Source organism: Amnibacterium sp. (assembly GCF_036559085.1).
Taxonomy (GTDB): domain Bacteria; phylum Actinomycetota; class Actinomycetes; order Actinomycetales; family Microbacteriaceae; genus Amnibacterium.
In genome coordinates this window covers 84,048-97,985 of record NZ_DATBTU010000023.1, presented here as the reverse complement: position 1 = coordinate 97,985, position 13,938 = coordinate 84,048, and the positions used below count along the sequence as shown (strand labels likewise).

General features: G+C 74.1%; 15 protein-coding genes. 11 read left to right on the top strand and 4 right to left on the bottom strand.

Annotated features, from left to right (window positions below; genetic code table 11):
- Positions 1–40 precede the first annotated feature (40 nt).
- Together VIG76_RS04275 and VIG76_RS04270 are read left to right on the top strand one after the other, a co-directional pair.
- The gene (locus VIG76_RS04275; protein WP_331951389.1) at positions 41–916 is read left to right on the top strand and encodes an SMP-30/gluconolactonase/LRE family protein; all 876 of its coding nucleotides are present in this window, start codon (positions 41–43) and stop codon (positions 914–916) included.
- Complete coding sequence (locus VIG76_RS04270) at positions 913–2,064, top strand: PrsW family intramembrane metalloprotease (RefSeq protein ID WP_331951387.1); 1,152 nt, start codon at positions 913–915, stop codon at positions 2,062–2,064. The genes VIG76_RS04275 and VIG76_RS04270 overlap by 4 nt, the downstream gene beginning before the upstream one ends.
- 122 nt (positions 2,065–2,186) lie before the next feature.
- Here the strand turns inward: VIG76_RS04270 and VIG76_RS04265 are convergent, their stop codons facing one another.
- Together VIG76_RS04265 and VIG76_RS04260 are read right to left on the bottom strand one after the other, a co-directional pair.
- Positions 2,187–2,918, bottom strand: a complete 732-nt coding sequence (locus VIG76_RS04265) for a M50 family metallopeptidase (protein ID WP_331951385.1) — start codon at positions 2,916–2,918, stop codon at positions 2,187–2,189.
- On the bottom strand, positions 2,915–4,231 hold the full coding sequence (locus VIG76_RS04260) for an MFS transporter (protein ID WP_331951383.1): 1,317 nt from the start codon (positions 4,229–4,231) through the stop codon (positions 2,915–2,917). Before VIG76_RS04260 ends, VIG76_RS04265 begins: the two co-directional genes overlap by 4 nt.
- 29 nt (positions 4,232–4,260) lie before the next feature.
- On the opposite strand from VIG76_RS04260, the gene VIG76_RS04255 reads away from it, so the two are divergent.
- The 4 genes from VIG76_RS04255 (at position 4,261) to VIG76_RS04240 (ending at position 8,928) form a co-directional block, all read left to right on the top strand.
- A complete protein-coding gene (locus tag VIG76_RS04255; protein WP_331951381.1) occupies positions 4,261–4,629 on the top strand; it encodes an FKBP-type peptidyl-prolyl cis-trans isomerase in 369 nt (122 codons plus the stop codon).
- Between the two features lie 260 nt (positions 4,630–4,889).
- Positions 4,890–5,417 (top strand): adenine phosphoribosyltransferase, encoded by a 528-nt coding sequence (locus VIG76_RS04250; RefSeq protein WP_331951379.1) that lies wholly within the window; start codon positions 4,890–4,892, stop codon positions 5,415–5,417.
- 101 nt (positions 5,418–5,518) lie between these two features.
- Positions 5,519–6,670: a DUF4192 family protein gene (locus VIG76_RS04245; protein ID WP_331951377.1), complete on the top strand. Its 1,152-nt coding sequence runs from the start codon at positions 5,519–5,521 to the stop codon at positions 6,668–6,670.
- A 32-nt stretch (positions 6,671–6,702) separates the two neighbouring features.
- A complete protein-coding gene (locus tag VIG76_RS04240; RefSeq protein ID WP_331951375.1) occupies positions 6,703–8,928 on the top strand; it encodes a HelD family protein in 2,226 nt (741 codons plus the stop codon).
- A gap of 10 nt (positions 8,929–8,938) precedes the next feature.
- On the opposite strand, the gene VIG76_RS04235 is transcribed toward VIG76_RS04240, so the two are convergent.
- Positions 8,939–10,120 (bottom strand): MarP family serine protease, encoded by a 1,182-nt coding sequence (locus VIG76_RS04235; protein ID WP_331951373.1) that lies wholly within the window; start codon positions 10,118–10,120, stop codon positions 8,939–8,941.
- Positions 10,121–10,331: 211 nt separating this feature from the next.
- Here VIG76_RS04235 and rpsO point away from each other — a divergent pair, with 211 nt between their 5' ends.
- From rpsO to VIG76_RS04220, 3 genes are all read left to right on the top strand, one after another.
- The gene (gene rpsO / locus VIG76_RS04230; protein WP_331951370.1) at positions 10,332–10,601 is read left to right on the top strand and encodes a 30S ribosomal protein S15; all 270 of its coding nucleotides are present in this window, start codon (positions 10,332–10,334) and stop codon (positions 10,599–10,601) included.
- A 99-nt stretch (positions 10,602–10,700) separates the two neighbouring features.
- Positions 10,701–11,081, top strand: a complete 381-nt coding sequence (locus VIG76_RS04225; protein ID WP_331951368.1) for a nuclear transport factor 2 family protein — start codon at positions 10,701–10,703, stop codon at positions 11,079–11,081.
- Positions 11,078–11,788: an SDR family NAD(P)-dependent oxidoreductase gene (locus tag VIG76_RS04220; protein WP_331951366.1), complete on the top strand. Its 711-nt coding sequence runs from the start codon at positions 11,078–11,080 to the stop codon at positions 11,786–11,788. Before VIG76_RS04225 ends, VIG76_RS04220 begins: the two co-directional genes overlap by 4 nt.
- A gap of 108 nt (positions 11,789–11,896) precedes the next feature.
- On the opposite strand, the gene VIG76_RS04215 is transcribed toward VIG76_RS04220, so the two are convergent.
- Entirely contained in the window at positions 11,897–12,313 is a 417-nt protein-coding gene (locus tag VIG76_RS04215) for a transferase (RefSeq protein WP_331951364.1), read from the bottom strand.
- A gap of 159 nt (positions 12,314–12,472) precedes the next feature.
- Here VIG76_RS04215 and VIG76_RS04210 point away from each other — a divergent pair, with 159 nt between their 5' ends.
- On the top strand, positions 12,473–12,892 hold the full coding sequence (locus VIG76_RS04210) for a hypothetical protein (RefSeq protein ID WP_331951362.1): 420 nt from the start codon (positions 12,473–12,475) through the stop codon (positions 12,890–12,892).
- A 35-nt stretch (positions 12,893–12,927) separates the two neighbouring features.
- Positions 12,928–13,905: an aldo/keto reductase gene (locus tag VIG76_RS04205; RefSeq protein WP_331951360.1), complete on the top strand. Its 978-nt coding sequence runs from the start codon at positions 12,928–12,930 to the stop codon at positions 13,903–13,905.
- Positions 13,906–13,938 lie beyond the last annotated feature (33 nt).

Sequence of the window (13,938 nt, the reverse complement as noted above, 5' to 3'; positions counted from 1 at the left end):
TCCCAGACCTCGTCCAGAGCGCGGGGCCTCTACTTGGGGAGTGGCAGGCGACGTGGTGCTGGGCGAGCCCCGGGTCTTCCGGGACGTCGGAGCGACGCTCTCGGAGACCCCCTTCTGGGACGGCGGTGCCCTGCACTGGGCCGACATCCCACGCGGGCTGCTGCACGTCTCTCCCGGGGACGGCCCCGTGGACGGCTCGCAGGATCGCGTCCTCGAGCTGCCCCCGCCGCTGCCGTGCATCCAGCCGGCCGAGGGCGGCGGGTACGTCGCCGCCCTGAAGGATCGCATCGTGCTGCTCGACATCGACGGCACGATCACCGCCGAGCTCGCCCGGGTGGCGCTGCCGAACGACAGGATGCGGCTGAACGAGGGCAAGGTCGACCCGCAGGGCGGCCTGTTCGTCGGGGCGATGGACGCCGACGACGCGGACGCCGCCTGGTATCGGGTGTCCGGGTCCGGCGCCGCGGTGCACCTCGGCGGCTTCGGGATCACCAACGGCCTGGAGTGGTCGATCGACGGCGCGACCGTGTATCTGGCCGACACATCCGTCTCGACGATCTATCGGGCGCCCTGGGACGCGGAGTCCGGACCGGGCGAGCTCACGATGCTCCACTCGGGCGACGCCGTCGACGGCGCCGCGCTCGACGACACCGGCTGCCTCTGGACCGCCGTCAACGGCGCGGGCGTCGTGCTGCGGCTCGACCCGGCGGGGCGCGAGCTCGAGCGCGTCGAGCTGCCCGTCAAGGGCCTCTCGGGCGTCTGCTTCGGCGGCGACCGCCGCGGAACGCTCTTCGTCTGCTCATCCGCGGAGGGCATGTCGGATGCCGACCGCGCCGCGGCGCCGCTCGCCGGGGCCGTGTTCGCCGTCGACACCGCCGTGCACGGCCTGCCCTTGCGACCGTTCCGCACGCCATGACCACCCTCGCCGGGCCCGCCAGGCCGCAGCAGCCGATCTGGTCCGAACCGCAGGTGCCGCGCCACGTGGGCACCGCGATCGCCGCCGCCGTCGGGATCGCGTTCGCGGCTCTGGCGCTCGCGGCCGTGCTCGTCTACCTGACGAGCGCGCTCGGCGCCGGCGGCGTCGTCATCGCCGCGATCGCCGCGCTCGTGCCCTTCGTGATCGTGATCGCGGTGGTGCGCTGGATCGACCGCTGGGAGCCGGAACCCCGCGCCGCGCTGGTCTTCGCGGTGCTCTGGGGCGCCGGGGTGGCGGTCGCGATCGCCCTGCTGTTCGACCTCGGCGTCCAGCTCGTCACGAACACGGAGGGGACCACACCGAACCCGGCGCTGCAGGCGATCGTGCAGGCGCCGCTGGTGGAGGAGAGCGCGAAGGGCCTCGGCGTGCTCCTGCTGCTCTGGTTCAACCGGCGGAACTTCGACGGGCCCGTCGACGGGATCGTCTACGCCGCAGCCGTCGCAGCCGGGTTCGCCTTCAGCGAGAACATCCTCTACTTCGGGCGCACCGTCGTGGAGCACGGCGTCGGGGCCGATTTCGCGGTCATCTTCATCGCCAGGGGCCTCTTCTCGCCGTTCGCCCACGCACTCTTCACGGCGTGCACGGGCTTCGCGCTCGGCCTCGGCGCGGGGCGCGGGTCGCGGCTCGGCTCGCTCGGCTGGTTCGTGGCCGGCGTGATCCCCGCGGCGTGCCTGCACGCGCTCTGGAACGGCGGCCTCTCGGCCTCGCGGAGCACGATCGGCTACTACTTCACGGTGGAGGTGCCGATCTTCCTGCTCGCCACCGCGCTCGTGCTGACCGTCCGCGTGCGGGAGCGGCGGATCACCCGCGCCCGCCTCGGCGAGTACGCGCAGGCCGGCTGGTTCACCGCGGACGAGGTGGCGCTGCTGTCCACCTGGACGGGGCGCAGGCATGCCCTGCGCTGGGCCGACCTGCAGCCCGACCGGCGGCGCAAACGGAAGGCGATGGTCCGCTTCGTCCGGGACGCCACCCGGCTCGGGCACGCCCGCCAGCGGCTGCTGAAGGCGCGGCGCGGGGTCGGCCGCACGCCCGACGAGCAGGAGCTGCTCGCCCGGATCACCGCTGACCGGGCGGTCCTCACGAGCTGACCGCCGCCCCGTCCGCCTGGGTCATCGCGCCGTTCCGGAGTTCCTGCGCGACACGCCGTCGCCGGTGCCCTCGGCGCGGCGTGTCGCCCGATTTCTCCGGAACGGCGCGATCGGGGCCGGCGTCAGGCGTGGGGGAGCGGCGGGTGCAGCAGGAGCACGCCGCCGGCGAGCGCGAGGAGCGAAGCCAGCACGAACAGCGCCGTCCACACCCCGCCGGGCAGCACGGAGATGCGGGCCAGCTGGTCGGCGTCGGAGGTGCCGCGGCGGTCGCGGCGGCGGGCGCCCCCGAGCTCGATCGCGGCCCGCAGCCCACCGATCAGCAGCAGCGCCGTGAGCGCGAGCGCGATCCGCATCCGCCAGACCGGGTCCAGCCACCAGGTCGCGGCCGCGACGAGGGCGCCGGAGACGAGCACCGACAGCAGGCCGAACCAGTTGCGGATCTGCACCAGCACCAGCGCCAGCAGCACGAGGGCGGCCCAGAGCGCCGCGGCGGCGTGGCCGGCGCCGACGGCCCAGGCGGCGAGCACCCCGGCGGCCGATGGTGCCGGGTAGCCGGCCGCGAGGGTGAGCACCATGCCGGGCCCGCGGGGCCGGCCGACGCTCACGGTGAGCCCCGAGGTGTCCGAGTGCAGGCGGATGCCCGACAGCCGCCGCCGGGTGATCGTCGCCGCGAAGCCGTGCCCCGCCTCGTGCACGATCGTGATCCCGTGCCGCAGCCGCCGCCAGAGCGGATGCCAGAGCACCGCCGCGGCGACGACGACGCCGACCACGAGCAGGTCGAGCGGTCCGGGTGCCGGCGACACCGCGGCGATGCGGGCGCCGAGCGCGGCGAGCACCGCGGCGACGGCGTTCACGGCGTCGGCGACGCCGCGTCGTAGCGGCGGAACCCGCTGCGCGCCGCGAGCCACGTCACCAGCGCGATCACGAGCACGCCGCCGAGCACCGGCGGCAGCCACAGGAGGCCGAGCATCGCCACGATCCCGGTGAAGAGGTCGCCGATGCGCGGGCCGCCGGTGACGACCACGATGAAGACGCCCTGCAGGCGTCCGCGCACGTCGTCGGGGGCCGCCGCCTGCAGGATCGTCGAGCGGAAGATGGCGCTCACGTTGTCCGCGGCGCCCGCCCCCGCGAGCAGCACCGCCGCGACCGCGATCGCCCCGCCGTCGACCTCGGGCGGCCCGGGCAGGACGCCGGCCGCGTCCCCGATCGTCGCGACCAGCAGCACCACACCGAAGCCGGCCACGCAGGCGCCGTAGGCCTGGATCGCCCGCTCGATCGCGAGACCCTGCCGCCGCACCGCGCCGAGCCGCCCGGAGAAGACGCTGCTGGCCAGCGCGCCGACGGCGAACGCGGCGAACAGCAGCCCGACCGTCACCGAGCCGCCGCCGAGGAGCACCGACCCGATCGCCGGGAACAGCACGCGCGGCTGCCCGAAGGTCATGGCGACGATGTCGACGAGGAAGGTCATCCGCACGTTCGGCGCGTGCCGCAGGAACCGCATCCCGCTCGCGAGCGACTTCAGGCCCGGCCGGTCGACCCGGCCGCTCGGCGGAAGGGCGGGGAGGGTGAGGATGCCGGCGAGCGAGGCGACGAACAGCACCGCGTCGATCGAGTAGCACCACTGGAAGCCCACCGCGGCGACGAGCACGCCCGCCAGGGCCGGGCCGAGGGTGACCGCGATGCCCGTGCCGATCCCGTTCAGCGCGGCCGCCGCGGGCAGCAGCCGGGTGGGCAGCAGCCGCGGCGAGATCGCCGACTCGGTGGTGAGCAGCACCGTCGTCGCGACCGCGGACAGCGCGGTGAGCAGGTAGAGCGAGGTCGCCGACTGCATCCCCGTCCAGGAGAGGCCGGCGAGCCCGAGCGTCGCGAGCCAGGACACCGCGGCCGACGCGATCGCGACGACCCGGCGGTCGAACGCATCCGCGAGCATCCCGCCGTAGAGACCGGCGAGGATCGTGGGCACCAGCGCGACGACGCCGATCAGCGACACGGCGAAGGTCGAGTGCGTCAGGGCGTAGACGTTCAGGCCCGCCGCGACGACGGTCATCTGGCCGCCGATGCCCGCGATCGACCGGCCGAGGAAGAGGCGCGCGAACGCCGGGCTCTCCCGCAGCGGCGAGAGGTCGACGAGGTGGCCGCCCCCGCGCGTCGCCCGCGACTCAGCCACCGCTCACGCCCTTCCGCTTGACTGGAGACATGACCGATCTGAGCAGCAAGCCCGAACTCGATCCCCCCACGGGACCCGCGCCCGCGGATCTCGTCATCGAGGACATCGTGACCGGCGACGGGGCCGAAGCCAAACCCGGCGGCACCGTCACCGTCCACTACCTCGGCGTCGACTACGACTCCGGGGAGGAGTTCGACTCCTCCTGGAGCCGCGGCCAGTCGATCACCTTCCCGCTGAACAACCTCATCGAGGGATGGAAGCGCGGGATCCCCGGCATGAAGGTCGGCGGCCGGCGCAAGCTCACGGTGCCGCCCGAGCTCGCCTACGGTCCCGCGGGCGGCGGTCACCGGCTCTCCGGCCGCACGCTGATCTTCGTCATCGACCTGCTCGGCGCCTGAGCCGCCGGCCCGACGCGCCGGAGAAGGGTTGCGGGATCCGCGGAGCGGGAGCATCCTGACTGCGTTGTTCATCGCCCGGGCGAGCTGCCGGCACTGCCGCACCACCGGGCGATGAACCGCGTTACGAGCCCGTTTGGCGCGTCCCGCCTGCATGCGGATGTGCCGTCGGGCGCCGGATCCCGGGCCTCCGGAGGCGCGCTCGGTGCACCCGCATCCAGCCGGGACGGCCGCACGCCGCGGCGGACCGTAGGTTGGGGCACATGACCGACGCCGCCGGCCTCATCCACCGGCTCACCGCCGTCGTCCCCGACTTCCCGAGCCCGGGGATCCTCTTCAGGGACCTGACGCCGACCCTCGCCGACGCCACCGCCTTCAAGGTGATCACCGACGAGCTCGTCGCCGGGTTCGCCGGGCGCTTCGACCTCGTCGCCGGCATCGAGGCGCGGGGCTTCCTCCTCGCCGCGGCCGCCGCTTATGCCAGCGGGAGCGGTGTGCTCGCCGTGCGGAAGGCGGGCAAGCTGCCGCCCGAGACGCTGACGGTCGACTACGACCTCGAGTACGGATCCGCGCGGCTCGAGCTGCGCCACGGCCAGTTCCCGGTCGGCGCACGGGTGCTCGTCCTCGACGACGTGCTCGCCACCGGCGGCACGGTCGGCGCCACCTGCGAGCTGCTCGAACGCGCCGGCGCGGTGGTCGCCGGCGTCGGCGTCGTGATCGAGCTGACCGCGCTCGGCGGCCGGGACCGGTTGCCCGGCCGGGAGATCCTGGCGCTCACCACCGCGGACTGACGCGGCCTCCGTCCCTCCACAGGGGCCCGAGGCGGCCGATCGACGCACCGGCCGGGACGCCGTCCTCTCCGCCGGTCGCCCGGACCGCGACGCTGCCCGTCATGAACCCCCGCATCGTCAAGGTGGACGGCCCCGCCGCGCTCCTGAACCTCGTTCCCCGACTCGTCGGCTTCCGGCCCGCCGAGAGCCTCGTGCTCGTCGCCTTCACCGGCAAGCGCAGCGGATCCGCGATGCGGTTCGACCTGCCGACCACCACGGACCCCGACCGGCTCGACGCCCTCGCCCGCCATCTCGTCGGCATGCTCTGCCGCGTCGAGCAGGTCGACGGGGTCGTGCCGGTCGTCTACACCGACGCGTCCTACGCGGACGCCGCCGTCGAGGTGGTCGCCTTCCTCGCCGTCCACGCGAAGTCGGCCGGCCTGACGGTGAGGGACGCCCTCTGCGTCGCCGCCGACGGCTGGGGGCGGATCCCCGGCGGCGAGCAGCGGTCGCTCACCGAGCTCCGCACCGACGAGCACGAGCTGGTCGACCCCGCGGCGGAGGTCCGGCTCCCGGAGGTGAGCGACGCCGCCCGGGCCGCCTTCGCGGAGCTGCTGACCGCGTGGCGCACGAGGTCAGCCGGCCCGGGTGGCCGGATCCACGGCTTCGAGCCCGCCGCGGGTCTCCGTGGTGCGGCGTTCGGCATCGGCGCGGTGCCGTTCGTCGATCGCGCGGAGATCGGGCTCGACACCGCCCGGCTGCTCGAGGGCGTGCTCACCAGCCACGAGGGCGACGACCCCGACGACCCGTGCCCGTGCCTCGCCGCGCTGGCCGCCTTCGCCGAGGTGCCCGCGCTCGCCGACCACCTGCTGGTGCACCTCGCCTGGGGCAGGCGGATGGGGGAGCGCGCACGGCGGGCGTGGCTCGAGCGCGACGAGGAGGACGCGGTCGCGAGCGCCGCCCTGGGCGGTGGTGAGGTGCAGCGCCCTTCCGTCCCGCGGATCGAGGGGGCGCTGCACGCCATCCGGCTCGCCCTCGCGCATCTCGCGCCGGAGGACCGGGCGCCGCTGCTCGGCTGCGCCGCGTGGCTCGAGTGGGCGCTCGGCCGCGGGTCCATCGCCGGCGCCTTCGTCGACCTGGCGCTCGCCGCGGATCCCACCGACGCCTTCGCCGCCTGGCTCGGGATGCGGCTGCAGCGCGGCGAGCTGCCCGAGTGGGCGTTCCGGGAGACGCCCGGCCTGTCGCTGGAGGCGCAGCTGCGGCGCATCGCCTGACCGCGCACCCCCGCCCGGCCGACGTAGACTCGATGGCCGCGAATCGGGAGGGAACCCGCGTGACCGACACGTCCGAGACCGAGCTGCGCCGCGAGCAGCAGTACGTCGCGGGCCTCTACGCCCGGCTCGACGCGCTCCGCTCCGAGACGGCCGCCGAGCTCGAGCGGACGCGGCGCGGCGGCGCCACCGGCACGCACCAGGCGCGCAGCGAGCGCGACGCGATGGCGCGGCTGTTCGAGGACCGCATCCGGCAGCTCAACGACGTGGACGAGCGGCTCGCGTTCGGGCGGCTGCAGACCGAGGAGGACGCCCTGCGCTACATCGGGCGCATCGGCCTCCGCGACGACGACCAGCAGCCGCTGCTGCTCGACTGGCGCGCCCCGCAGGCCAGCGCGTTCTACCAGGCCACCGCCGCGACGCCGCTCGGCATCAAGGTGCGCCGCCACCTGACGACCCGGGGTCGGGCGGTCACGGCGATCGAGGACGAGGTCTTCGACCCGGACGACATCCCAGAGGACACGACGCTCAACGGCGAGTCCGCCCTGATCGCGGCCCTGTCCGCGCAGCGCACGGGCCGGATGCACGACATCGTCTCGACCATCCAGGCCGAGCAGGACCGCATCATCCGCTCCCCGGCGCGCGGCGTCCTCGTCGTGGCCGGCGGCCCCGGCACCGGCAAGACCGCCGTCGCGCTGCACCGCGCGGCCTACCTGCTCTACGCCGACAAGGAGCGCCTCGCCCGCAACGGCGTGCTCGTGGTCGGCCCGTCCCGCAGCTTCCTGCAGTACATCGAGCAGGTGCTGCCCTCGCTCGGCGAGAGCGGCGTCGTCCTCCGCACCGTAGGTCAGCTCTACCCCGGTGTGGACGCAGCGGCGGTCGACGCCCCCGCGGCGGCCGCCGTGAAGGGCCGGCTCGCGATGGCCCAGGTCCTCCGCCGTGCCGTGCACGCCAGGCAGGTCGCGCCGGCCGAGCCGCAGACGGTGTGGATCGACAACGAGCGGATCGTCGTCCCGCCGGCGCTGATCCAGCGCGCGATCCGCCGCGCCCAGCAGACCAGGAAGCCGCACAACGTCGCCCGGGTCACCTTCGTCCGCGAGGCGCTCGCCGACCTCACCGACCTGCTCGTCGACGCGGTGTCCGGCCGCGGGGGCACCATCGACGACGAGGACCGGCGGATGCTCCGCGAGGACCTCCGCACGGCCCAGGACGTGAAGGTGCTGCTGAACACGGCCTGGCTGCCGCTCAGCCCCGAGAAGCTGCTCGGCGACCTCTACACGCGCCCCGCCTACCTCGCCGCGGTGAGCCCGGAGCTGTCGCCGGCGGACCGGGCACTCCTCGCCCGCGAGCGCTCCGCGCCGTTCACCGTGTCGGACGTGCCGCTGCTCGACGAGGCCGCGGAGCTGCTCGGCGAGCTCGACGCGGGTGGCGATGCGCGCCGCTCGGCCCGGGAGGCGCAGCACAAGCGGGACCTCGAGAACGCCGAGCAGGCCATCCGCAACATGGGCGTCGAGGGCATCGTCACCGCGGACGCCCTCGCCGCCAACTTCGCCGACCGGGGCGAGGCGCTCACGACCGCCGAGCGGGCGGCGATGGACCGCACGTGGACCTATGGTCACATCGTCGTGGACGAGGCGCAGGAGCTGACGCCCATGCAGTGGCGACTGCTGCGCCGCCGCGGCCCGCTCCGCTCGTTCACCGTCGTGGGCGACCTGGCGCAGGCGTCGGTCGCCGAGGCGCCGGCGAGCTGGGACGATGCCGTCGCGGCGCTCGGGACCGAGTTCCGGCTGGAGCAGCTGACCGTGAACTACCGGACCCCGCGGGAGATCACCGAGCTCGCCGAGCGCCGCGCGCTCGCCGACGGGCTGCCCATCACGCCGACCCGCTCGGTGCGCGACGGCCGATGGCCGATCAAGCGGGTGCAGGCCGACGCCGCCGGCCTCCCGGATGCCACGGTGGAGGCGGTCCGCCGCGACCGGGCGATCGACGACGGCGGCACGCTCGCGGTGATCACCCCGGAGGCGCTCGTCCGCCCCGTGCACGACCGGCTCGCGGCGGCGCTGGACGAGCCCGTCGGGTTCGGCGCCGAAGGGCTCGGCGCCCACGTCTCGGTCCTCACCGCGAGGAGCGCGAAGGGCCTCGAGTTCGACGCGGTCGTCGTCGTCGACCAGGAGGGCATCGCCGAAGGCGACGGCAGCGGCGCGCTCTACGTGGCCCTCACCCGCCCGACGCAGCGCCTCACCCTCGTCGACCCCGCCTGATCCGGCGGCGTCAGCCCTTCGTGCAGGCGCCCGACGAGACCGCGGTGCGGTACGACGCCGCGTGGCCGACGACCTTGTCGAACTGCGTGGGCGTCATGGCGTAGCCGATGTCGGCGGTCGTCGAGCTCTTGGCGAACACGATGCCGAGCACGTGGCCGGCGGTGGAGAGCAGCGGTCCGCCCGAGTTGCCCTGCTCCACGTCCGCCGCGACCGTCGCGAGGGACCGGACGCTCGTCCCGCTGCCCGCGACGTCGGGCACCCGCGTCTCGCCCACCTGCAGCACCTTCGCACCGCCGGAGGAGAACGGGCCGCCGAACGGGAACCCGTCGATGACGCCCGTCGTGCCGACCGCCGGCGTCGAGTCGACCGCGAGCGCCGGCCGGCCGAGGCCCGGCACGGCGACGACCGCGAGGTCGGACGACGGGTCGAAGTAGGTCACCTTCCCGACCAGCGCGGCGCCGTCGTCACGGAGCACGACGGGGGAGCGCACGCCAGCGAGCACGTGCGCGTTGGTGAGCACCCGGTCGGTGGAGATCACGAAGCCGGATCCGCTCTGGTCCTGGCCGCAGGCGTACGCCGTGCCGGTGACCTTCACGACGCTCCGCGCCGCGCGGGTCAGCGCGGCGGTCCGGGTGTCGACGCCCGGGACGACCGGCTTGTCCGGGAGCCCGCCGAGCGCCTCCCGCAGCTGCGGGATGCCGCTGGTCAGCACCGTGCCCCGCAGCTGCGCGAGCGCGGTCTGCACGGGCGGCGGGGTGACGGTGTCGATGGTCCGCAGCACGACGGACGACGCGACCGGCTGCGCGAGGAAGGGCACGCCGAGCGCGGCGACGACGGAGGCGATCACCGAGATCACGAGCGCGGCGACCACCGTGTTCGCGGCCGCACCGAGCACGCGGTCCACGATCCCGAGCGGGCTCTTCAGGAGGCGCCCTCCGAGCAGCGAGCCGATGCCGACGCCGACCCCGTGGCCGATCGCCACGATCACGAGCGCGGCGACGATCGTCACGAGCACGCGGGTGCCGCCGTCCGTGACGAACCGGCCGATGAACGGCGCCGCGAGCGTCGCGACCACCGCACCGGCGGCGATGCCGACGAGCGCGCCGAGGCTGCGGATGAGCCCGAGCCGGTAGCCGTGCACGAGGTAGCCGAGCAGGAGGAGGACGAGGACGATGTCGAGCACCGCGGACACGGCCGTGTGGCTCCTTCTGACGAGCGGGCGAAGCCGACAGCGTATTCGGCGGCCGGGAGGCCGGGTGCCAGCGACGGGCGGATCCGGACCGATCGCTCGGGGGCCTCTTCACCCGCTGCTAGGATCGGTGGTCGCCGTGAACCGGCCGCGGATCCAGAACGCCCGACGCATCCCGCGTCGCGCCCCGCGCAGCGAGAGGGAGGAGCCCCATATGGCATTGGACGCCGACGTGAAGAAGGCCATCATCGAGGAGTACGCGACGCACCCCGGTGACACGGGTTCCCCGGAGGTCCAGGTCGCGATCCTCACCACGAGGATCAAGGACCTGACCGAGCACCTGAAGCTGCACAAGCACGACCACCACTCGCGTCGTGGGCTGCTGCTGCTCGTCGGCCAGCGCCGGCGGCTGCTCGGCTACCTGCAGGAGATCGACATCGCGCGCTACCGGACGCTCATCGAGCGTCTCGGCCTGCGTCGCTGACCGACCGACTTCACCGTCCGAGGGGGCGTCCCGCATGCGGGGCGCCCCTTCGTCATGCCGCCCCTTCGTCATGTCAGGGCGACGTGGTAGCCCTGACCCATGGACACGACCGCTCTGGACCGCCGCCCGCTCGTCGAGGACTGGGTCCGCCGCTACGAGCGCGCCTGGGCGAGCAACGAGCCGGACGACGTGCGGGGGCTCTTCACCCCCGACGGCGAGTACCGGTTCCATCCGTCGGACGAGCCGACGGTCGGGCACGAGGCGATCGTGACGGCCTGGCTCGACGCGCAGGACGAGGCCGACGACCACGCCTTCACCTGGTCGGTCGTCGCGGTGGACTGGCCCACGGCCGTCGTGCAGGGCCGCACGACGTACACGGACGGCGACGTCTACGACAACCTCTGGGTGCTCCGCCTCGCGGACGACGGCAGGGCCGAGTCGTTCACCGAATGGTTCATGGAGCCGAGCGGGGACGAGTGAGCACCGACCTGACCGGTCGGGTGGCGCTCGTCACCGGCGCGACCGGCGGCATCGGCGCCGCACTCGTCGACCGCCTGCTCGAGGCCGGCGCCACGATCGTGGGGACCACCCGCGACGCGGCGAAGGCGGAGCGCGACGACCGGTACTCCCTGATCGAGGCGGATGCGACCGATCGCGCGTCCGCGGCGCGCGTCGTCGAGGAGGTCGAGCGGCGCCACGGCGCGGTCGACGTGCTCGTGCCGAACGCGGGCAGCGGCACGACCCGCACCCTGCCCGACACCACGGACGAGGACTGGGACGAGGCGATCGCCGTCAACCTCACGGCGCCGTTCCTGCTCGCCCGCGCCGCGGTGCCGCGGATGGCCGATCGCCGCTTCGGTCGCGTCCTGTTCGTCTCGAGCCTCGCGGCCTTCACCGGCGGCGCGATCGGCCCGCACTACGCCGCGTCGAAGGCGGGGCTGCAGGGGCTGGTCGGCTTCCTCGCGTCCCGGTACGCCGCATCCGGCGTCACGGTCAACGCGATCGCCCCGGCCCTGATCACCGGCACGACGATGGGCGATGCGCTGCCGGACGACGCGGCCGCCCACATCCCGGTCGGCCGGATGGGCACGACGTCCGAGGTCGCGGAGCTGGCGGTCGCGATGCTCGGCAACGGCTACCTCACCGGGAAGACGATGCTGCTCGACGGCGGGCTGCTGGCCCGCTGAGCACCGGAACGAGGGCCGCCCGGATGAGAGCCCGCCGAGACGAGAACGGCGGATGCGAGGACGGGAGATCCCGTCCTCGCATCCGCCGATCGTCTCGGGGGCGTCGCGTCAGGCCGCGGCGCCGAACTCCGACTGGCCCGTCAGCACGGCGTCGTCGCGGACCTGCTGGTCCTGCGCGACCCGGGCGCCGGCGCCGATCGTGGCGCGCGCCCCGATGCGGGAGTGGCTGCCCACGTGGGCGCCCTCCCCGATGACGGCGGCTGCGCCGACGTGCACGGCGGCTCCGATCTCGGCGTGCGGCCCGACGACGGCCTCACGGTCGACCCACGTGCCTGCGTGGATCCGGGCGGAGCGCCCCACCCGTGCGCCGGACTCGACGTACACGGAGGGGGCGAGGAATGCGGTGGGGTCCACCGACGCATCGGTGGCGACGAGTCCACGGCCGTTGGGGTGCCTGCGGTACCGCGTGACGGTACCGAACTCGTCCTCGATCTCTTCGGCGATCCTGGGGGTCCTGCGCTGCATGCTCTCCACAACCGGGCCGCGCCCCCGTTCATTCCCACTTCGCGCCCCCGTTCTTCCCGGGAATCCCATAAGAACGCGGCCAGCGGAGCATGTGAACGGCAGGGTTCCCGACGCCTCTCGTTGCCGGTTCCTCAAGTCGCCCGCTGGCACAATGAGCGGATGATCTTCCGCCGCGGCACCCGCGACACCTCCTTCCCGAAGGGGGACCAGGGCACGGGGTCGCTCGACGACTACAAGTTCGACCTCACCCCGGGCAGCAACCGCGTCACGATCCGCCTCGCGGGCAGCGACCCGCACCAGGACGTGATCGCGACGGCGGAGGCGGCCGAGCAGCTGGAGACGGCGATCAGTCGCCGCACCCTGGAGGAGGAGCGCACCGACGCGCCCATGGCCGTGCGCCTCTTCGCCGACGGCCGGATCCTCGGCCCGGTCGGCATGGTGCCCCGCGGCCTCGAGGGCGTGGTGAACGAGACGCTCAGCCGGCTGGAGCTCGCCGGCAGGAAGCCCCGGATCCCGGTCGAGATCGTCAAGACGCGGCAGGGCCTGCGGGTCGACCTGCAGATGGGCCGCACCCGCTGAGCCGGGCACCCAGCCCGGTTCGCCAGACTGGAGGCATGGACACCATCCGCCTCGGCACCTCCGGCCTCGAGATCTCCCGCATCGTGCTCGGCTGCATGAGCTACGGCGACCCCGACCGCGGCAGCCACGCCTGGAGCCTCGGCCTCGACGACAGCCGGCCGTTCTTCCGGGACGCGGTCGAGGCGGGCATCACCACGTTCGACACCGCCAACGTCTACTCCGACGGGTCCAGCGAGGAGATCACCGGGACGCTGCTGAAGGAGTTCGCGCGCCGCGAGGAGATCGTGATCGCCACGAAGGTGAACGGGCGGATGGGTCCGGGCACGAACGGCGCCGGTCTCTCGCGCGGCGCGATCATGACGCAGATCGACGCGAGCCTGCGGCGCCTCGGCACCGACTACGTCGACCTCTACCAGATCCATCGCTTCGACCCCACCGTGCCGATCGCCGAGACGATGGCGGCGCTGCACGACGTCGTGAAGAGCGGCAAGGCCCGCTACATCGGCGCCTCGTCGATGTGGGCGTGGCAGTTCGCGGAGATGCAGCACACCGCCGACATCGAGGGGCTCACCCGGTTCGTGTCGATGCAGGACCAGTACTCGCTGCTCATGCGCGAGGAGGAGCGGGAGATGCTGCCGTACTGCCTCGAGACCGGCGTCGGCGTGATCCCGTGGTCGCCGCTCGCGCGCGGCAAGCTGACCCGCGAGTGGGACGCCACGACGGCCCGCAGCGGGACCGACGAGTTCGGCAAGACGCTGTTCCGGCAGGCGGAGGACGCCGACAGGCGGATCGTCGAGGCCGTCGGGCGGATCGCGGCCGACCGGGGCGTGTCCCGCGCGCAGGTCGCGCTGGCGTGGGTGCTCGCGCAGCCGGCGGTCACGGCGCCGATCATCGGGGCGACCAAGCCGGAGCACCTCGCCGACGCGGTTGCGGCCGAGCAGCTCGAGCTGAGCGACGACGAGCTCGAGGCGCTGGAGGCGGACTACGTCCCGCACACCCCCACCGGGTTCTGAGCCCGAGCCCGAGCCCGAACCCGAGCGGGAGCC